The sequence below is a fragment of the Halomonas salipaludis genome (assembly GCF_002286975.1).
GTDB lineage: Bacteria > Pseudomonadota > Gammaproteobacteria > Pseudomonadales > Halomonadaceae > Franzmannia > Franzmannia salipaludis.
The window spans coordinates 125,541-145,290 of sequence record NZ_NSKB01000003.1 but is presented as its reverse complement, the minus strand read 5'-3'; the positions used below and the strand labels follow the sequence as shown (position 1 = coordinate 145,290).

Below are 19,750 nucleotides of genomic sequence, written 5' to 3'. Positions count from 1 at the left end.
ACTGATCTGCCGGCAGGCCGGACACTTCCTTTTCGACCTGCCGCCAGCGTCCCTCGCTAACAGCAGTGGCCTTAGCTTACTTATGCAATGGCCTTGAACTGACGGATCTGCTCGGTGAGCGCGATCTCGGTGGGCAGTCGTTCCATGCTCGAGGCGCCGTAGAAACCGTGGCACTGCTGGCTCTCGCGCATCACATAGGCGGCGTCCTCGGGGGTGGCGATGGGCCCGCCGTGGCACAGCACCAGCACGTCGTCGCGCACCGCGCGTGCCGCCGCTGCCCACTCATCGATCAGCCGTACCGACTCGTCGAGGGTCTTGGCCGAGGCGGCGCCGATGGTGCCGCCCACCGTGACCCCCATGTGCGCGACGATAATGTCGGCGCCGGCCTCGGTCATCGCCACCGCCTCCTCGGCGGAGAACACATAAGGCGTGGTCAGCATGTCCATCTCATGGGCCTGGCGGATCATCTCCACCTCGTCGGCGTAGGTAATCCCGGTCTCCTCCAGGCTGACGCGGAAGGTGCCGTCGATCAGGCCCACGGTGGGGAAGTTCTGCACCCCCGAGAAACCCAGATCCTTCAGCTCGCGCAGCAGCTTGGGCATGATCACGAAGGGATCGGTGCCGTTGACGCCGGCCAGCACCGGGGTGTGCTTGACCACCGGCAACACCTCCAGCGCCATCTCCTGGACGATCTGGTTGGCATTGCCGTAGGCCAGCAGGCCGGCAGATGACGCGCGGCCGGCCATGCGGTAGCGCCCGGAGTTGTAGATCACGATCAGGTCGATGCCGCCGGCCTCTTCGCACTTGGCCGAGATGCCGGTGCCGGCGCCGCCGCCGATGATTGGCTGGCCGCGGGCGGCCATGTCGCGAAAGCGCGCCATCAGGGTGGTTCTATCGAGTTGGGCCATGCTGGCCTCCTTGGTTGTGTGGTTCGAGTAAGGTTCAGTGATGGCTATCGGCACGGGCGCTGGCGTGAGGCGTCGTGTCAGGCGGCGCTGTGGGCGGTCGACGTGACGCCAGCAGCTTGCCTAGCTCGCCCACCACGCCCTGGCGGAACATCAGTACGCAGGTCATGAACACCACGCCGATGATCACCGTGACCCAGGCGCCGAACGGGTCCAGGTAGTGGTTGAGGGTGGAGACGATGGCCGCGCCCACGGCCGGGCCGAACACGGTGTTCATGCCGCCCAGCAGGGTCATCAGGATGACGTCGCCGGAGGTATGCCAGTGCACGTCATAGAGTGCTGCCAGCTGGAAGATGATCGCCTTGAGCGAGCCGGCGATGCCGGAGAGGCCCGCGGAGAGGGCGAACACCAGCACCTTGTAGCGCGCCACCGGATAGCCCAGCGAGATGGCCCGCGGCTCGTGCTCGCGGATTGCCCGCATTACCTGGCCGAAGGGTGAATTGACGGTGCGCCACACGACCCACAAGCCGGCGCCAACGATGCCCAGCACCACGTAGTAGAGGGCGGTATCGTTGTTGAGGTCGATCACGCCGAGGAAGGTGCCGCGGGGAATCCGCTGCAGCCCATCCTCGGCGCCGGTGAAAGGCGCCTGCAGAAAGAAGAAGAACACCAGCTGTGATATCGCCAGGGTGATCATCGCCAGATAGATGCCGCTGCGGCGAATCGCCAGGGCGCCGATCACTGCCCCTAGCAGCGCCGCGACCAGGCCGCCGGCAAGAATTCCCAGTTCGGTGGGCACGCCGTAGGCCTTGACCAACTGGCCGGTGACATAGGCGCCGCTACCGAAGAAGGCGGCATGGCCGAAGGAGAGGATGCCGGTGTGCCCCAGCAGCAGGTTGAAGGCGCAGGCGAACAGCACGAAGCACAGCGTCTTCATGATGAACACCGAGTACACCAGCTGCGGGAAGAAGGGCACCGCCAGCAGCGCCAACAGGCCGATGATCAGCAGTGGCCAGGTCAGAGAGCGCAGTTGCATGGTCAGCCCTCCTCTCGGCCGAACAGGCCGGCCGGTCGCAGCAGCAGCACCAGCACCATGACCAGAAATACGATGGTCGAGGAGAACTCCGAGTAGAACACCCGGGTGAAGCCTTCCACCACGCCCAGCCCCAGGCCGGTGACGATGGCGCCCATGATCGACCCCAACCCGCCGATGACCACTACCGCGAAGATGATGATCACCAGGCTTGAGCCCATCGACGGATTGACGTGAAAGATCGGTGCGGCGAGCACCCCGGCAAACGCCGCCAGGCCGACGCCGACGCCGTAGGTCAGAGTCACCAGCCGCGGCACGTTGATGCCGAAGGCCTGGGTCAGCTCGGCGCGCTCGGTGGCGGCGCGCAGGTTGGCGCCCAGCGAGGTGCGTTCGATCACGAACCAGGTCACCAGGCACACCAGCAGCGCCGCGACGATCACGAAGCCGCGATACATGGGCAGGATCATGAAGCCCAGGTTGAGGGTGCCGCGCAGCGCCTCGGGGGTGGCGAAGGGCTGGCCGGAGGAGCCGAAGGCGACCCGGAAACCACCCTCAAGCACCAGCACCAGGCTGAAGGTCAGCAGCAGGCCGTAGATCGGGTCGAGGCCATACAGCCGGCGCAGGAACAGCCACTCGAACAGCATGCCGAACAGCGCGACGGCCAGCGGTGCCACCAGCAGAGTGGTCCAGTAGTTGGCGCCGAGGTGCTGGGCCAGCAGGAAGGCGGTGAAGGCGCCCAGCATGAAGAAGGCGCCGTGGGCAAAATTGACGATCTTTAGCACGCCGAAGATGATCGCCAGGCCGAGGCTCAGGACGGCATAGAAGGAGCCGTTGACGATACCCAGCATGAGCTGACCCATCAGGGCCTGAATGGGCACACCGAAGATATCCATGATTGACTGCTCGCAGAGAGAACGAAGGGACGACGGTCGGCATCACACCGCTGCCCGGGGAGTCCCCCGGGCAGCGGCCGCGCTCACTGGTTGTGTTCGAGCAGGTGGCAGCTGCTGTTCTCCAGCGGCTGGAAGGCCTCTTCACCGGGGATGGTGGTCAACAGGCGCATGAAGTCGTAGTCATACTCCGACTCGTCGGGTGCCTTGACCTCCCACAGGTACTGGTCGTGGACCATACGGCCATTGGGGCGGATATAGCCGCCTTTGGCGAAGAAGTCGTTGATCTCCAGCTCGCGCATCTGCTCGGAGACGGCGTCCGGGTCATCGCTGCCGGCGGCCTCCACGGCGTTGAGGTAGTGGATAGTGGAGGAGTAGTTGCCGGCCTGGGCCATGTTGGGCATGCGGCCGGTGCGCTCGTAGAAGCGCTCTGAGAACTCGCGGGTCTCGTCGTTGGCATCCCAGTAGAAGGCGTTGGTCAGCATCAGGCCCTGGGCGGTCTCGAGTCCGAGGCTGGCGATGTCGTCGTACCACAGCAGCAGGGCCGCCGGGCGCTGGCCGGGCGTGACACCAAACTCGGCCAGGGCGTTGATAGCGTTGATGGCATCGGCGCCGGTGGAGGCGATGCCGATGATCTCGGCGCCGGAGGCCTGGGCCTGCAGGGCGTAGGAGGAGAAGTCGGTGGTATCCAGCGGGTGGCGGGCCGCCCCCACCACTTGACCGCCGGCCTCGCGCACCACCTCGGAGACCTGCTCCTCGAGGCCGATGCCAAAGGCGAAGTCGACGGTGAGGAAGAACCAGGTATCACCGCCGTCCTCGACGATCGACTTGCCGGTACCGTGGGCCAGCGAGTGGGCGTCATAAGTGTAGTGAGTCACATAGGGCGAGCAGTAGTCGTTGGTCAGCCCGATATTGGAAGAGGAGTTGACGATGGCGTGGCGCTGGCGTTCCTCGGCCACGGCGGCCACGGCCAGCGCGACCCCGGAGTTGGAGAGGTCGTTGATCATGTCCACGCCGTCGTTGTCGTACCACTCCCGGGCGCGGCTGGCGCCGGTATCGGCGCGGTTGCGGTGGTCACCGTAGATGACCTCGACCGGTACGCCGCCGACTTCGCCGCCGAAGTCTTCCACCGCCATGCGCACTGCTTCCACCGCGGCCTCGCCGGAGAGGTCGGTATAGATGCCGGACATGTCGGTCAGCACGCCGATACGCACTACGTCGTCGGAAAAGCCGTTGCTGGCCATGGCGCTGGAAGCGGCGCCCATGGCGAGCACCATTGACGACAGGGCGAAGGTTCTCAAAGGGATCTTGGCTGGCATGATGTTCTCCTGTGCTCTGAGAGCTATTGTTGTGTGGCGTTGTTGTTATGGTTAGCGCTAATCAGCCGACTGCGTGTTAGCTGCTGTTATCAGTAAGGTCCAAAAAGAGCGATCTCGCCATGGCGTCAGAGCACGACTACCTATCCGAAACCCACATCGTGGGCGATGATACTCGGCAGTGGATCGTACGCGTGGACGACTGCCAGGCGCTGCGCGAGCGGCATATCTCCCACGTTGGCGTCGGCGACGCCGCGGTGCCCTACCAGATCGTGCGCACGCGACTCAGCGGCGCCTATATCCACGGTTCGCTGGGCGGTGAGGGACGCATGCTGCTCGACGGCGGCTGGTGCACCATGCGCCGCAACATGATGTCGTTCGCCCCGGCCCACGGTCTGCACGCCTTCCACGCCGTGCCCGACAGCCGCTGGCAGTACTGCTGGGTGCGCTACCTGCCCAGCGCGCCGCGCTCGGTGGTCGGTACCATCGCGCCGATCATGCAGCACTTCGACCCCGAGCCGATGAAGCACGCCATCCTGGGCCTCTACAGCGAGGTCTTCCACGGCCAGGGCGATGCCGCCAGCTGCGCGATGTGGGGGGATACCATCGAGCGCTATATCTCGCGCTTTGCCGACCCCTGGCGTCGTGATCCGCGCATCGTGGCGGTGTTCGATGCGGTGATCCCGACCCTCGAGAAGCACTGGACCATCGAGGAGATGGCCGAGATCGCCCACGTCAGCAGCGAGCACCTGCGCCGCATCAGCCGCAAGGTGTTCGGGCGCAGCCCGATGCAGCAGCTGACTCAGCTGCGCATGCAGCACGCCGCCCACCTGCTGGCCACCAGTAGCCTACCGGTGGAAGAGATCGCGGTGCGGGTCGGCTACCAGAGCCCGTTCGCCTTCTCCAAGACCTTCAAGCGCATGAAAGGTGTGTCGCCGTCGCACTTTCGTCATCACAGCCAGGAGTGATGGCGGTCACACGCCAAGCCGGGCCAATAGCGCATCGGCATTCTGCTCGATGCTCTGGCGGTCGTAGCTGGCCACCACCTGGCCGTGGTCGACCAGGTAGTGGTGGTCGGCCACTGACATCGCGAAGCGCAGGTTCTGCTCTACCAGCAGGATGGTGTAGCCCTGTTCCTTGAGGTGGCGGATGGTGTTGCCGATCTGCTCGACGATGGCCGGCGCTAGGCCTTCGGTGGGCTCATCGAGGAGTAGAAAACGTGCCCCGGTGCGTAGGATGCGGCCAATCGCCAGCATCTGCTGCTCGCCCCCCGAGAGCTTGGAGCCGGGGCTGTGCAGGCGCTCACGCAGGTTGGGAAACAGGTCCAGTATCTGCTCGGTGGTGAGACCGTTGGCATTGATGCGGCGCGGCAGCTCGATATTTTCGCGTACGTCGAGGGTGGCGTAGATGCCGCGGTCCTCGGGGCAGAAGGCGATCCCCTGCCGGGCGATCTGAAAGGGCGGCTGGGTGATGGTCTCGGCGTCTTGCAGACGGATATTGCCCTCACGTCTGGGCACCAGGCCCATGATCGACTTGAGGGTGGTGGACTTGCCAGCGCCGTTGCGCCCCAGCAGGGTTACCACCTGGCCTTCGGGCACCTCGAGATCGATGCCGTGGAGCACGTGGCTCTCGCCGTACCAGGCGTTCAGGTTGCTAATACTGAGCATCGTGGCGGGTTGCTGGTCGTGGGCTGGCTCAACCATGGGCGGCACCTCCGATATAGGATTCGATGACGCGCGGGTCCTTGGACACCGTGGCGTAGTCACCCTCTACCAGTATCTCGCCGCGGGCCAGCACGGTGATGCGGTCGCACAGCTCGGCCACCACCCCAAGATTGTGCTCTACCATCAACACGGTACGGCCCTCGGCCACCCGGCGGATCAGGGCGGCAATACGGCCTACGTCTTCGGTGCCCATGCCGGCCAGTGGCTCGTCGAGCAGCATCACCTGCGGGTCCAGTGCCAGGGTGGTGGCAAGCTCCAGGGCGCGCTTGCGGCCGTAGGGCAGCTCGGCGGCAGGGGTGTCCACGACATCGCTTAGACCAACATCGTCGAGCAGCGCTTCAGCGCGCTGACGCTGGTGGTCGAGTCGGCGGTGCGAGCCCCAGAAGTCGTAGGACTCGCCGCGCTGGCGCTGCAGTGCCAGCTTGACGTTCTCCAACACGGTCAGGCGGCCGAACACCGCTGAGATCTGGAACGAGCGAACCAGGCCCAGGCGGGCGATCTGATCGGGCTTGAGGGCGGTGATATCGCGGCCCTTGAACAGGATCTGGCCGCTGGTGGGGCGCAGGAACTTGGTGAGCAGGTTGAAACAGGTGGTCTTGCCGGCGCCGTTGGCGCCGATCATGGCGTGGATGGTGCCCGGCAGCACCTGGAATGAAATATCGTTGACCGCCCTGAAGCCCTTGAAGCTCTTGGTCAGGCCGGTGGTCTCGATGATTGCCTCTGGCATCTCAGGCTCCGCCGCTGTTGTCGTTATAGGCGCATGGGTCGGGCGCATGCCCCGACCCTACAGTTATGGTTCATCCGCAGGCGGGATGCCATGACCGTGGCGCACGACAGGCTATCTGAAACACACATCATGGTGCTGGAGCGGGATGCTGGAAATTCTTTACTGCATTGAAAAATATGGCGTTTGTTAGGGCTTCCAGGCAGCCAGCTGGCGTAAATGCGCTTCCCGCGCCTGGTCGGGGCCTTGCGCCACGAGGCGTACCTCGGTGCCCGGCAGGCACTGGGCCAGACTGGCGCAGGCGCTGGGGGTGAGGGCGCCGAGGCGTGGATAGCCGCCGATGGTCTGGCGGTCGTTGAGCAGCACGATGGGCTGGCCGTCGGCGGGCACCTGTACCGCCCCCAGCGGAATGCCCTCCGACACCATGCCGCGCAGCGCGCAGCGCAGCACCGGCCCGCTGAGCCGCACGCCCATGCGGTCGGCGCGGTTGTCGACCCGCCATGCCATGTTGAAGGTGCGATACAGGCTGGCGCCGCTGAAGTGGGCAATCTGCGCGCCGGGTACCAGCGCCAGACGGCAGCCCGCGCTGGGCATGCGCGGCGCGGCGCCCTCGGGCAGCCGGCGCTCGGCGGGCGCGTCGCCGGGCCAGCTGAGGCGGTCGCCGACGGCCAGCGGTTGGCCATCGCCGTTCAGGCCGCCCAGGCGCTCGCGCACGGTGCAGGCGCGGCTGCCCAGCACCTCGGGGGCTGTGAGGCCGCCGGGGAACGCCAGGTAGGCGCGCAGCCCGGCGCGCGGCTGGTGGAATACCAGCCGTTGGCCGGGGCGCACCGCGAAGCTGGTGCCGGGCGTGAGCGGTGCATCGTCGAGGGTGGCGGCGAGATCGGCGCCGGCCAGCGCCAAACGCGTGGCGCGCTCGACCTCGAGGGCCAGGCCGCCGCCCATGACGATCTCCAGCGCGGCGCTGTCGAGGGGGTTGCCGAGCAGCCAGTTGGCCCAGCGAAACGAGATCCAGTCGGCCGCACCGCCTTGGGTCACCCCCAGGTGGCGCACGCCGAATCGGCCACCATCCTCCACCAGCGCCAGCGGACCAGCCTGCTTGACCACCATGCCGTCGCTCATGGGCGCTCCTCCAGTGGCGTGGTATCGCCGCCGTCGGCTTCGAACTCGGCGCGGGAGATGGCGCGGAAGCGGACCTTGTCGCCGGGGCGCAGCAGCGGCTCGCCGCGCCGCGCATGCTCGAACAGCGGCACCGCGGTGCGGCCGAGAATATTCCAGCCGCCGGGGGAGAGCAGCGGGTAAATGGCCGTCTGGCGATCGGCGATGCCGACGCTGCCGGCGGCAACCTTGCGCCGCGGCGTCTCGAGGCGCGGCGTGGCCAGCGCCTCGTCGACCAGTCCCATGAAGCCATAGCCGGGCGCGAAGCCCAGCGCGAATACGCAGTAGTCGTGGTCGCAGTGGCGCGCGATCAGCGCCTCGACGTCGAGGCCGGCGCGCTTGGCGACCCGCGGCAGTTCCGGGCCCACGCTCTCGTCGTACCACACCGGGATCTCGTGGAGCTGCCCAGCCTGGGTGTCGGCGGGGGCCAGGCCCTCCAGGGCTTCCAGGCTGCGCGCACGCGCCTCGAGGTGGCCCAGCCGCTGGCAGTCGTAATGTACCAGCAAGGTGGTATAAGAGGGCACTAGGTCGATCAGCGCCTCGCCGAAGGCATCGCGCAGGGCGCGGTCGGCGGCCATGACCCAGGCCATGTTGGACTCATCGATGGTGTCGAACAGGCGCACCATCAGGGCATCCATGGCGGTGGTATCGATGCGCGGCGTCACGCCTGCTCCAGCGCCTGGAAGGCCTCGCGGATGGCGCGCACCGCGGCCACCGACTCGGGGTTGTCGCCGTGCACGCAGAGAGTGTCGCTGGGCAGTTGCAGGGCGGTGCCGTCCATGGCGGTCAGCGGCTCGCCCTTGGCCAGTGCCACGGCCTGGGCGACGATGGTCGCCTGGTCGTGATGCACGGCCTTCGGCAGGCGCCGCGAGGCGAGGTGGCCGTTGGCGTCGTAGGCGCGGTCGGCGAAGGTCTCGAACCAGATCGTCACGCCCATGCGCGCCGCCAGCTCGCGGCTCGGCGCAGGATCGGCGGTGGACATCAGCATCAGCGGCAGGCTGGCGTCGTAGGCGCGTACCGCGCGCATGATGCCCTCGAGCAGCGCCGGGTCGCGGGCCATGTCGTTATACAGCGCACCGTGGGGCTTGATGTAGTGCAGCCGGGTGCCCTCGGCCTGGCAGATGCCGGCCAGCGCACCGACCTGGTAGAGCACCAGGTCTTCGGCCTCTTCGGGGGTGCAGGCCATGGAGCGGCGGCCGAAGCCCATCAGGTCGGGGTAGCCGGGATGGGCGCCGATGCGTACCCCGTGCTCGGCGGCCAGCGCCACGGTGCGGCGCATCACATGAGGGTCGGAGGCGTGGAAGCCGCAGGCGATGTTGGCGCAGTCGACGAACGGCATGACATCGGCATCCATGCCCAGCGACCAGTTGCCGAAGCTTTCGCCCATGTCGCAGTTGAGCAGGGGGATGGCCATGAGGACTCCTGTTATTGTTGAAGAGGGAAGTTTCTTGCGGCGCGAGTTCCAATATATTAACTCACCCTGTTGAGTGCCAATCGTTTTTGGCGATATTGAATATCGGCACCTCCTATCATGTTGTTATTAAGTGGAAAAATGGTTGACGTTGCGGTGCAATAGGCTTATCAATTCACTGGCGTGAGTGTTCACAAGACCAACAACAAGCGCGAGCGATGAGGTGCCAGTAAAGTATCCTCTTGTTTAGCGCTAGCCGTGGAGTAACTGATGAAGTCAATAGGCTCTCCCTCTTCATATTCGCACCCGACGGCCTGAGGCGAGCCTACGAATATGCTCGACTTCAAGGAACTCGAGGCCTTCGTCTGGGCGGTCAAGCTAGGCTCCTTTCGCAAGGCGGCCTCGCGGCTTCACCTCACCCAGCCCTCCGTCTCGGAGCGGATCTCGCGGCTCGAGGCGACGGTGGGAGAACAGCTGCTGGAGCGCTCGATGCGCCCCGTCCAGCCGACCATGCGCGGCCGTGAGTTCTTTCTGCATGCCGAGCGCATGCTCGAGCAGCGCGACGAGGCAATGAAGCTGTTCGATAGCGAGGAGGCGTTCTCCGCGCCGCTGCGATTGGGCACCATCGAGACCATCGCCCACAGCTGGTTTCCCGATTTCATGCGTCGGCTCACCGAGCGCTATCCACGGCTGACCATCGAATTGACGGTGGATTATTCACCGGCGGTCAATCAGCGTTTGATCAACAATGAGCTGGATATTCTGCTGGCGATGAACGGCTATCTGGCGGCCGATCAGGTCGACCAGATGCCGCTCAATCCCTATGAAATGGGCATGTTCGTATCGCCGCAGCATGCCGAACGACTGGGCAGCAACCCCGAGGATTGGATGACTCACCTGCCGTTCATTTCGTTCGGCAAGCAGGCCAGGCCCTACGAGGAACTGGTCGATTATCTCGCCGACCGCGGCCTGGCTCAGCCACGCATTCACAGCGTCAATACGCTGATGACCATCGCCCGGATGACCATGGAAGGGCTGGGCATCGGCGCCCTGCCGGTGTCCACGGTGCTCGACGAATGGCGGCGCGGCGCGCTGTATCGCCTGGCGCTGCCGGTCCCGCTGCCGGCCATGCACTACGATGTGATCTGGCGCACGGCCAATCATCCGCGCTTCTGTCGCGGCGTCGGGCAGCTGGCTCAGCAGTGCGCTGAGGCCTACGCCGAGGGTCGTCGCAAGGACATGGCGGACCCCGCCTTCGCGGTACGCTGGGTGCATCCCGCCCCGGCGGCCACTACACACCCAGTACGACCACCAACATGAACAAGAGGTCTCATACCATGCGCAAGACAATCGCTACCCCACTACTGCTGGTTACCGCCTGCAGCCTGGCCGCTGCGGCCACCGCACAGGCCGCCGAGTGGACCATGGCCACGCCCTACGGCGATGCCAGCTTCCATACCCAGAACACCAAGCAGTTTGCCGAGGACGTGGCCGAGGCCACCGACGGCGAGTTGACCATCAACGTGCACAGCGGCGGCTCGCTGGTCGCCCACGGCGAGATCAAGCCGTCGGTGCGGCGCGGCACCATCGAGGCCGGTGAGGTGTTCATGTCGGTGCTCTCCAACGACGACCCGATCTTCGAGATCGACACCCTGCCCGGGGTGGCCGGCAGCTACGAGGAGGCCTTCGCCCTGTGGCAGGCCACCAAGCCGTTGATCACCGAGCTGTTCGCAGAAGAAGGCATCATGCCGCTCTACGCCGTGTCGTGGCCTGCCCAGGGCATCTACACCGCCGACGAGCTGACCGACCCTGAGCAGTTCGAGGGGTTGCGAGTGCGGGCGCCCAACATCAACACCCAGCGCTTCGTGCAGAACCTCGGCGGCAGCCCCACCGAGACCGAGGAGTCGGACATCCCCACCGCCTTCAGCACCGGGCGCGTGGACGCCATGATCACCTCGGTCTCCACCGGCAACTCGATGACCGCCTGGGACTACGTCGACCACTACACCGACGCCAACCTGTGGCTGCCCAAGAACATCATCTTCATCAACCAGCGTGCCTTCGAGCGTCTCGACGAGGCGACCCAGGAAGCCGTGCTCGAGGCCGCGGCACGTGCCGAAGAGCGTGGCTGGCAGATGAGCCGTGAGGACGGCGATAACAGCGCCGCGGTGCTCGAGGAGAACGGCATTACCATCTCCGAGCCCAACGAGGCGGTTGCCGCAGCGCTGCAGGAGGCCGGCGATCAGCTGTTCGAGGATTGGCTGGAGCGTGCCAGCGACGAGGCCCAGCAGGTGCTCGAGGAGTATCGTGCCGGGCTCGACAACTAAGCCTTAGCCAGTCTGCCGGGGCGGCGGCTCGGCCGTCGCCCCGCTCGCCAATGACGTCTGCGAGACCGCAATCATGACCTTCAAATTCGACAAGCTCTACCGCCTCGGAGCCTGGGGCGCGGCGGCGTGCATGGTGACGATCTGCACCCTGGTCGCGCTGCAGGTCGCCTTTCGCGTGGTCGACGCGCTGCTGGTGCTGGTCGGCCTGCGCCGCCTGGGGCTGAGTATCACCGGGGTCTCCGAGATCGCCGCCTACCTACTGGTCGGTGCCACCTTCCTCGGCTTGGCCTACACCTTCGTCCACCACGCGCACATTCGCGTGACCCTGCTGATCTCGCGGCTGCCCTCGACCATACGCGTGTGGTTCGAGGTGTTCGGGTTGATCGTGGCCCTGGCGATCAGCCTGCTGCTCGGCTATGGCCTGATCGAGCTGGCCCGCGAGAGCTTGGAGTTCAACGACGTCTCCTCGGGCTTCTTGTCGATCCCGCTGTGGATTCCACAGACGGTGCTGGCAACCAGCGTGGGGCTGCTGGCATTGGCCCTCGCCGAGGCTCTGATCATGGCGCTGCGTATCGCCGCCCGCGACCCCTCGAGCTTCCGCGAAGCCACCGCGATTGATGACAGCGACAAGCGCTGAGCACACGCCTTCTACCCTGGAGACACTCTCGTGTTGATACTGAGTCTGGCTACCATTTTCACCCTGGCGGTGCTGCTCGGCAGCGGGGTGTGGATCGCCTTCGCGCTGATCGGTACCGCCTGGGTCGCGCTGGAATTCTTCAGCCCCTTCTCGCCGGGGCCGATCCTCGCATCGGATTTCTGGGGTGCCAGCTACGGCTGGGATCTCACCGCCCTGCCGATGTTCATCTGGATGGGCGAGATCCTGTTCCGCTCGGGGCTCGCCGACAACATGTTCCGCGGCCTGTCGCCGTGGCTCAACCGCGTCCCCGGCCGGCTGCTGCATACCAACATCATCGGTAGCGGCATGTTCGCCGCGGTATGCGGTTCGTCGGCGGCGACCTGCGCCACGGTAGGCAAGATGACCCTGCCGGAACTGGAGCGTCGTGGCTACGACAGCAACATGGCCATCGGCACCCTGGCCAGCGCCTCGACCCTGGGGCTGCTGATTCCGCCGTCGATCGTGCTGATCGTCTACGGCGTGGTCACCGAGCAGTCGATTTCGCGGCTGTTCATGGCCGGCATCGGCCCGGGGCTGATGATCCTGGCGCTGTTCATGTCCTATCTGGTGCTGTGGGCGCTGCTCAAGGGCAAACGTGCGGGGCTCACCGGCCACGACGAGTCATCGATGAGCTTCGCCGAAAAGTTGCGCAACACCTGGGCGCTGGTGCCGATCCTGCTGCTGATCGGCGGCATTATCGTGTCGATCTACGGCGGGCTGGCCTCGCCTACCGAGGCGGCGGCTGTCGGCGTGGTGCTGTCCATTGTCATCGCCCGCTGGACCGGCAGCTTCGACATGGCCACCCTCAAGGACTCGCTGTTCGCGGCGGTGCGCACCGCCTGCATGATCGCCTTTATCATCGCCGGCGCCTCCTTTCTGACCTCGGCGATGGGCTTCACCCAGGTGCCGATGCAGCTGGCCCGGACGATCGGCGAGATGGGGCTGTCGCCGACCATGCTGCTGGTCATGCTGACCTTGCTGCTGCTGGTGATGGGCTGCTTCCTCGACGGCATCTCGCTGATTCTGCTGGTAACGGCCATTCTGATGCCGTTGGTCAGCGCCGCCGGCTTCGACCTGATCTGGTTCGGTATCTATCTGGTGGTGGTGGTGGAGATGTCGCAGATCACCCCACCGGTGGGCTTCAATCTGTTCGTGATCCAGGGGCTGACCGGCAAGGACATCCTCACCATCACCAAGGCGACGCTGCCGTTCTTCCTGTTGATGATGCTATCCATCGCGCTGATGCATCTGTTTCCGGAGATTGCGCTCTATCTGCCCCAGGCGATGAATCGCTAGTCAAAAAAATCTTCTGGCTGCTGGCTGGTGCGACGGCACTGGTCGGCGGCCAGCGGTAGTGCCTGGTCGGCGCCGTAGAGGCTGAACTCCATGTACCAGTAGTTCTCCTCCTCCCCCTCGAAACGCAGCCGCATCACCTCGCCGCGGCGCATCTCGCGCAGCAGCTCGGCCTGATCCTCGACGTAGAAGCGCGCATAGAAGCCATCATCACCGGCGCGGGTGGCGAACTCGGCGGCGGCATTATGCGTCTGCAGGCGGTCGATGCGGATCTCGGTGGGCGCCAGATTGACCACCTCATCCTGCTGCTGTGTCTCCTCCAGGGTCACGCGCATCTGCAGGTCCGGCAGGTCGCAGACCCCTGCCCGGTAGTTCACCGCCAGATAGGCGTCGCTGTAGTCGCTGGCGTTGAGGGCGCGATACACGCGCTGATCGCCATCGCCGAGGGTGGCCACGGCCCAGGCATCGATCACCTGCAGGCGCTCATCGACGAGGTCGGCGCTGGCAGCGCCACCGAGTGGCAGCAGGGTAAGCAGGAGGGCGGCCGATAAGCAGGCGGTAGAGCGGGGCATGGCGGGTTCCTGGGGTGGTGAGCTGCAGTCGGCAGAAGAGTACCAGAATCGCCAATCGGCAGCCCAGCGCAGGTTGGGAAGTGTAACGGGCGTAAAAATTTGTACAGCCTGCAAGTAAAGTTGTACAGGAATTCTTTGTTCGTATAGCTTTGTGCAGGTGTTCGCGCCTCGTGCGCCACACGACCGACGCCAGACCCCAATAACATTGTACAAGGAATGCCGCCATGCAGGGCCGCCTCTCTCTCCTCAAAGGTCGCAGCATCAAGACGCGTCTACTCGCCTGTTTCGCTGTCATCATCGTGCTGATGATTGCCCTGACCGCGGTTGGCGTAGGGCAGGTCAACAGCATCGACGCCAGCCTGACCCTGATCAACGACGTCAACGGCGAGAAGCAGCGCCACGCCATCGACTTCCGCGGCAGTGTGCACGACCGCGCCATCGCCCTGCGTGACGTCACCCTGGTCGACAGCAGCGCCGCGCTGGAAACTGCGCTGGGCGAGATCGCCAGCCTCGAGGCGGACTATCAGCAGGCCGCGGCCAGCATGGCCAGCATGTTTGCCAGCCGCGATGACATCACCGCCGAAGAGCGCGCCGCACTGGCTGACATTGAGTCGGTAGAAGCACGCACCATGCCGCTGGTCGAGGCGGTAATCGAGCGTCGTCTCGATGGCGATGTTGCCGGTGCCCGCGAGCTGCTACTCGAGCAGGCCAGCCCGGCCTTCAGCGCCTGGCTCGCCAGCATCAATAGTTTCATCGACCTGCAGGAGAGCATGAATGCCGCCGAGGCGAGCGAGGCCCGCGCGCTGGCCGGCGGCTTCCAGATCCTAATGCTGGTGCTATGCGGGGGGGCGGTGATCGTTGCACTGCTGCTGGCCGCTCGCCTGACGCGTCAGCTGCTACGTGAGCTCGGCGCCGAGCCCCACGAGGTACGCGCCTTCGCCGAGGCGGTGGGGCGTGGTGAGCTGGTCAGTACGCGTCAGCTGCGAAAGCACGACACGCGCAGCATCATGGCCAGTCTGGTGGCGATGTCCCAACAGCTGCAGAGCACCGTCTTCAATGTGCGGCAGGCGGCGGAAGAGGTGGCCAGCAACAGCGAACAGATCGCCGAAGGTAACAATGAGCTGGCCTCGCGCACCGAGCAGCAGGCCAGCGCGCTGACCGAAACGGCCACCGCCATGGAGCAGCTCAGCAGCAGCGTCAAGCTCAATGCCGATAACGCCCGCCAGGCCGACCAGCTGGCCGCTAGCGCTACCCGCGTCGCCGGCGAAGGCGGCGAGTCGGTGCAGCAGCTGGTTGCCACTATGCAGGAGATTCGCGAAAGCTCGCGAGAGGTCTCGGAGATCATCAGCATGATCGACGGCATTGCCTTCCAGACCAATATCCTGGCCCTCAACGCTTCGGTGGAAGCGGCGCGGGCCGGCGAGCACGGTCGCGGCTTTGCGGTGGTCGCCAGCGAAGTGCGCAATCTGGCCCAGCGCAGCGCCGAATCCGCCAAGCAGATCGAAGCGCTGATCTCGGCCAATGTCGAGCGCATCGAACAGGGCGCCGAGCTGGCCGGTGACACCGGTCGCAGCACCCAGGAGATCATCGCCGCCATCGACAAGGTGACCCAGTACGTCAGCGAGATCAGCCACGCCACCGCCGAGCAGAGCGTCGGCGTGACCCAGGCCGGCCAAGCGGTCTCCGAGATGGATCACGTCACCCAGCAGAATGCCGGCCTGGTATCGGAGAGCGCCAGCGCCGCCGGCAACCTTCGCCAGCAGGCGCGGCGCCTGGTCGACGCGGTGGCGGTGTTCACCCTCGACGCGGCGAGCGAACGACAGCCTGGTGGCCACGCCGCCGCCGAGGCCCCGGCGTCACCGCTGGCCGCGGCGCCGCGCAGCAGCGTGCTGGGGCGGCCGCTGTTGGCCTCGCGCATGCGCTGAGAGAACCCACGGTCCAAACGCGGGAGCCATTTGCGGCTCCCGCTGTCGTTATTAGGGTGTACCCCCGAGAGGAGAGCCGTATGCGATCCACTACCTCGAGCAGGCCTTCGACGATGCCCCTGAGCGGGCTGATTATCGTGGCGCTGCTACTGTTGGCGGGCTGCGCCGCCTCGGCACCCCACGAGCAGCACGCCATTACCCTGCAGGACGGTGACGAGGTCGAGATCGTCTCGGCCGGCGCGCGCTACTTCACCTTCACCCTGGATAGCCCCGCCAACGTCGTGCTCGAAAGCCACACCCACGCCGGCCAGCAGACCCAGGTGATTCCCAATGCCCGGCTGCTGGATGCCGAGGGCAACCAGGTCGCCCGCGACTGGGACGGTGGTCGCGGACACAACTTTCGCCTCGAGCAGCAGCTCGAGCCGGGTGTGTGGTTCCTGCACGTGATGAACCCCTTCGCCTGTAACGGCGAGCAGCGCTGCAGCGATCTCGACTATCGCTATCGCGTCAGCCTCGATGTCTCTCCCGACTGAATGATCGCCATCTGCGGATGGCGGTAGCTTGATAAGTGTTATGATATAACATATTTTGTGTGGCACTTTCCATGACGCTAGAGGAGATGCGCCATGCCAATGCCTACATCGTCCCATCGCCTGCCGGTGACGGTCCTGTCGGGGTTTCTTGGCGCCGGCAAGACCACGGTGCTCAACCATATCCTCAACAATCGCGATCAGCGCCGCGTGGCAGTGATCGTCAATGACATGAGCGAGGTCAATATCGACGCGGCGGCAGTGCGCGGTGCCGCTGCCGACAACGCGCTGGGCGAGATCGCCCTCAATCGCGTCGACGAATCGCTGGTCGAGATGAGCAACGGCTGCATCTGCTGCACGCTGCGCGAGGACTTGCTGATCGAGGTGGCGCGCCTGGCACGCGAGGGGTGCTTCGATGCGCTGGTGATCGAATCCACCGGCATCTCCGAGCCGCTGCCAGTAGCCGAGACCTTCACCTTCGAAGACGAACAGGGCCAGAGCCTGTCGCAGCTGGCGCGGCTCGATACCCTGGTCACGGTGGTCGATGGCGCCAACTTCCTGCGCCAGTACCACGACGCCCAGTCGCTGGCCGAGGCCGGCGAGAGCCTGGGCGAGGAGGACGAGCGCAACGTGGCCGACCTGCTGGTCGACCAGATCGAGTTCTGCGACGTGCTGCTGATCAGCAAGACCGACCTGATCGACGCCGCGCAGCTGGAAGAGCTGAAGGCCGTGCTGCGTTCGCTCAATCCCCAGGCCGAGCTGATCCCCATCCGCCAGGGCCAAGTGCCTCTCGAGCAGGTGCTCGAGACCGGCCGCTTCAGCTTCGAGCGTGCCCAGCAGTCCCCCGGCTGGCTCAAGGAGATGCGTGGCGAGCACGTGCCCGAAACCGAGGAGTACGGCATCTCCAGCTTCGCCTATCACGCCCGCCGGCCGTTCCATCCGCAGAAGTTCCACGACCTGCTGCACGGCGACTGGTTTGGCGGCAAGCTGCTGCGCTCCAAGGGGTACTTCTGGCTGGCGACGCGGCCGCAGTACGCCGGCCAGTGGAGTCAGGCCGGGGGCATTGCCCACCATGGCTACGCTGGGATGTTCTGGAAGGCGGTCCCCGAGGCGCGCTGGCCGGATGACCCCGAGTACCTTGGCTATATCATGGAGAAGTGGCAGGAGCCGTTCGGCGACATGCGCCAGGAGCTGGTGTTCATCGGCCAGCACCTGGACAAGGCCAGGCTGTGCGAGGCGCTGGACGCCTGCTTGCTGAGCGATGCCGAGATGGCCGCGGGGGTAGAGGTGTGGCGGCGCTTACCCGACCCCTTTCCGGCCTGGGACGAGCAGCCCGCGGTGGCGTAAGTCCCGAGGCTGTGCGAGCAATTAAAGGCGAAAGTGCCATCAGTTTCGGCAATCGAACGGGATAAAACACTGCTTCAATGATTGACTAGGGGTTGTCTGAAAAGTCGGCGAGCGAAGACCAGACAAGGCAAAAATCGGTGAAAAGGCGGAGTTTACGGGGTGTAAATGAGTACTTTGAGTCGATTTTTAACGCCGTATGGTCGAGCGCAGCCAGTTTTCGGACAGAACCTAGCATGCCTGCCTTGTCTGCCAGGCGACTCGCGAGGCCCTTGTCTAGGGGACCTACGGCCCAACGGGGCGGGCAATGCCAGCAGGTAAATACCGACGATGCTACTGGACAGATGGCGGAGATAGGGCATAAATTCCTGTATGGAGCCGCCTGGCACAGGTAGCAGGGACAGTCAGCGACACGCGAAGGGCTCGATGTGAACATATCTCTCGTGACCATAACCACAACAATCGGTCGCCATCGCCTCTGGGGGCTCGTTGCCCTGACGCTGGGCGTCTGGCTAATGGCGTCCTCGGCCCAGGCCAATCCGCGCTATGCGGCGATCGTGGTCGATAGCCAGAACGGTGAGGTACTGCACTCGGCGAACGCCGACGCCACTCGTTACCCGGCCTCACTCACCAAGATGATGACCCTCTACCTCGCCTTCGAAGCGGTCGAGGAGGGGCGCATGAGTCTCGACCAGCCGCTGCCAGTCTCCTCCTATGCGGCGTCGATGCAGCCCTCCAAGCTCGGCGTGAAAGCCGGCGATACCATCACCCTGCGTGAAGCGATCCCGGCACTGATCATCCGCTCGGCCAACGACGTGGCCGTGGTGGTGGCCGAAGCGCTGGGTGGCAGCGTTGACCACTTCGGCGAGATGATGACCGCCAAGGCGCGCAGCCTGGGCATGCCCAACACCTACTTCCGTAACCCCTCGGGCCTGCCCGACCCGCTGCAGACCTCCACCGCCCGCGACCTGGCCACGCTCTCGGTGCGGCTGATGAACGACTTTCCCGACTATTATCACTACTTTGCCAACTCCAGCTTCACCTACCGCGGCGAGACCATCAACGGCCACAACCGCCTGCTGCGCAACTACCCCGGCGCCGACGGCCTCAAGACCGGTTTCATTCGCGCCTCGGGGTTCAATGTCGCCACCTCCGCGGTGCGCGACGGGCGGCGTATCGTCGCCGTGGTGATGGGCGGCTTTACCGCCCAGTCCCGCGATGATCACATGATCACCCTGCTGGACCGCGGCTTCATGCGCGCCGCCCTCAACGATCAGAACGGTTGGGTGGCGGAAACCAGTATCGCTCAGCCCATGGAGACCCTGGTGGCGTCGGTGCAGGGCCAGTCGAGCGATATTCCGAGCCGGGCGCCGACCACCGCGATGGCTGACCTGCAGACCCAGCCGGGTGCGACCAGCGAGCCGCTGCGGCTGATTGCGGCGCTGGATGCCCGGCCGCGCAGCAACCAGCCGGCCGATAGCGTCGACTCCCGTGCTGACACGACACCGGCCTACCGCGCCGATGAAGACCCGATCCTGGCCGTGCTCAGTGCTTCCGGTGTCGCCTCCGAAGGCAGCATCGAACAGGGCGACTGGGCGATCCAGGTCGGCGCCTACCAGGACTTCGACAAGGCCCGCGACTCGGCGTCGCGGGCGGCCAGCTACCTGCCCTCGGAGCAGGCGCTGTCGCGGGTGGCGGTCACCGAAGTGGAGTCCAGCGATCGCAAGTTCTTCCGCGCCCGGCTGGTCGACCTGCAGGAGAACCAGGCCCGCGAGACCTGCTACCGCCTGGCCCAGAGCGGCATGGACTGCCAGGTTGTGACGCCCTGAGCTAGCGTCGTCCCATCTAAGCTGATGCATATTCCAACGGCCTCGCACTCGCTGCGGGGCCGTTGACGTTGGCGGCTTCGCCCAGTGCGAGCCGAC

Annotated in this window: 19 protein-coding genes; 9 read left to right on the top strand and 10 right to left on the bottom strand. The window is 65.4% G+C overall.

The annotated features are described in order from the left end of the window. Positions 1 to 80: 80 nt before the first annotated feature. The 4 genes from CK498_RS08255 to CK498_RS08240 form a co-directional block, all read right to left on the bottom strand. The gene (locus tag CK498_RS08255) at positions 81 to 908 is read right to left on the bottom strand and encodes a phosphoenolpyruvate hydrolase family protein (RefSeq protein WP_095620402.1); all 828 of its coding nucleotides are present in this window, start codon (positions 906 to 908) and stop codon (positions 81 to 83) included. A gap of 34 nt (positions 909 to 942) precedes the next feature. Then, positions 943 to 1,941: a branched-chain amino acid ABC transporter permease gene (locus CK498_RS08250; RefSeq protein ID WP_095620401.1), complete on the bottom strand. Its 999-nt coding sequence runs from the start codon at positions 1,939 to 1,941 to the stop codon at positions 943 to 945. Positions 1,942 to 1,943: 2 nt separating this feature from the next. After that, a complete protein-coding gene (locus CK498_RS08245) occupies positions 1,944 to 2,831 on the bottom strand; it encodes a branched-chain amino acid ABC transporter permease (protein WP_089657895.1) in 888 nt (295 codons plus the stop codon). A gap of 83 nt (positions 2,832 to 2,914) precedes the next feature. Next, positions 2,915 to 4,147, bottom strand: coding sequence for an ABC transporter substrate-binding protein (locus CK498_RS08240; protein ID WP_095620400.1), 1,233 nt, complete (start codon positions 4,145 to 4,147; stop codon positions 2,915 to 2,917). A 119-nt stretch (positions 4,148 to 4,266) separates the two neighbouring features. On the opposite strand from CK498_RS08240, the gene CK498_RS08235 reads away from it, so the two are divergent. Further along, positions 4,267 to 5,112: a helix-turn-helix transcriptional regulator gene (locus tag CK498_RS08235; RefSeq protein ID WP_095620399.1), complete on the top strand. Its 846-nt coding sequence runs from the start codon at positions 4,267 to 4,269 to the stop codon at positions 5,110 to 5,112. A gap of 6 nt (positions 5,113 to 5,118) precedes the next feature. Here the strand turns inward: CK498_RS08235 and CK498_RS08230 are convergent, their stop codons facing one another. The 5 genes from CK498_RS08230 to CK498_RS08210 all read right to left on the bottom strand — a co-directional run bounded on the left by CK498_RS08230 (position 5,119) and on the right by CK498_RS08210 (position 9,161). Next, entirely contained in the window at positions 5,119 to 5,847 is a 729-nt protein-coding gene (locus CK498_RS08230) for an ABC transporter ATP-binding protein (protein ID WP_095620398.1), read from the bottom strand. Next, entirely contained in the window at positions 5,840 to 6,595 is a 756-nt protein-coding gene (locus CK498_RS08225) for an ABC transporter ATP-binding protein (protein ID WP_095620397.1), read from the bottom strand. The genes CK498_RS08230 and CK498_RS08225 overlap by 8 nt, the downstream gene beginning before the upstream one ends. Before the next feature lie 186 nt (positions 6,596 to 6,781). After that, positions 6,782 to 7,711 carry a 5-oxoprolinase subunit C family protein gene (locus CK498_RS08220; protein ID WP_095620396.1) on the bottom strand — a complete coding sequence of 310 codons (930 nt, stop codon included), beginning with the start codon at positions 7,709 to 7,711 and terminating at the stop codon, positions 6,782 to 6,784. Continuing rightward, a complete protein-coding gene (gene pxpB, locus CK498_RS08215; protein ID WP_095620395.1) occupies positions 7,708 to 8,412 on the bottom strand; it encodes a 5-oxoprolinase subunit PxpB in 705 nt (234 codons plus the stop codon). The genes CK498_RS08220 and pxpB overlap by 4 nt, the downstream gene beginning before the upstream one ends. Next, positions 8,409 to 9,161 carry a 5-oxoprolinase subunit PxpA gene (locus CK498_RS08210; RefSeq protein ID WP_095620394.1) on the bottom strand — a complete coding sequence of 251 codons (753 nt, stop codon included), beginning with the start codon at positions 9,159 to 9,161 and terminating at the stop codon, positions 8,409 to 8,411. Before CK498_RS08210 ends, pxpB begins: the two co-directional genes overlap by 4 nt. A 330-nt stretch (positions 9,162 to 9,491) precedes the next feature. Here CK498_RS08210 and CK498_RS08205 point away from each other — a divergent pair, with 330 nt between their 5' ends. The 4 genes from CK498_RS08205 (at position 9,492) to CK498_RS08190 (ending at position 13,457) form a co-directional block, all read left to right on the top strand. Then, a complete protein-coding gene (locus tag CK498_RS08205; protein WP_095620393.1) occupies positions 9,492 to 10,478 on the top strand; it encodes a LysR family transcriptional regulator in 987 nt (328 codons plus the stop codon). 17 nt (positions 10,479 to 10,495) lie between these two features. Beyond that, positions 10,496 to 11,485: a TRAP transporter substrate-binding protein gene (locus tag CK498_RS08200; protein ID WP_095620392.1), complete on the top strand. Its 990-nt coding sequence runs from the start codon at positions 10,496 to 10,498 to the stop codon at positions 11,483 to 11,485. A 73-nt stretch (positions 11,486 to 11,558) separates the two neighbouring features. Further along, positions 11,559 to 12,122 (top strand): TRAP transporter small permease, encoded by a 564-nt coding sequence (locus CK498_RS08195; RefSeq protein ID WP_095620391.1) that lies wholly within the window; start codon positions 11,559 to 11,561, stop codon positions 12,120 to 12,122. A gap of 30 nt (positions 12,123 to 12,152) precedes the next feature. After that, positions 12,153 to 13,457, top strand: a complete 1,305-nt coding sequence (locus CK498_RS08190; protein ID WP_095620390.1) for a TRAP transporter large permease — start codon at positions 12,153 to 12,155, stop codon at positions 13,455 to 13,457. Here the strand turns inward: CK498_RS08190 and CK498_RS08185 are convergent. Then, positions 13,454 to 14,026 carry a hypothetical protein gene (locus tag CK498_RS08185; RefSeq protein ID WP_095620389.1) on the bottom strand — a complete coding sequence of 191 codons (573 nt, stop codon included), beginning with the start codon at positions 14,024 to 14,026 and terminating at the stop codon, positions 13,454 to 13,456. The two genes, CK498_RS08190 and CK498_RS08185, sit on opposite strands and share 4 nt — an antisense overlap. 224 nt (positions 14,027 to 14,250) lie before the next feature. On the opposite strand from CK498_RS08185, the gene CK498_RS08180 reads away from it, so the two are divergent. From CK498_RS08180 to CK498_RS08165, 4 genes are all read left to right on the top strand, one after another. Then, positions 14,251 to 15,951 (top strand): methyl-accepting chemotaxis protein, encoded by a 1,701-nt coding sequence (locus CK498_RS08180; protein WP_095620388.1) that lies wholly within the window; start codon positions 14,251 to 14,253, stop codon positions 15,949 to 15,951. 80 nt (positions 15,952 to 16,031) lie between these two features. After that, entirely contained in the window at positions 16,032 to 16,484 is a 453-nt protein-coding gene (locus tag CK498_RS08175) for a hypothetical protein (protein ID WP_141246930.1), read from the top strand. Between the two features lie 93 nt (positions 16,485 to 16,577). Then, positions 16,578 to 17,828, top strand: a complete 1,251-nt coding sequence (zigA, locus tag CK498_RS08170) for a zinc metallochaperone GTPase ZigA (RefSeq protein ID WP_324615511.1) — start codon at positions 16,578 to 16,580, stop codon at positions 17,826 to 17,828. Between the two features lie 440 nt (positions 17,829 to 18,268). Continuing rightward, a complete protein-coding gene (locus CK498_RS08165; protein WP_229359010.1) occupies positions 18,269 to 19,654 on the top strand; it encodes a D-alanyl-D-alanine carboxypeptidase family protein in 1,386 nt (461 codons plus the stop codon). Positions 19,655 to 19,750: the final 96 nt, after the last annotated feature.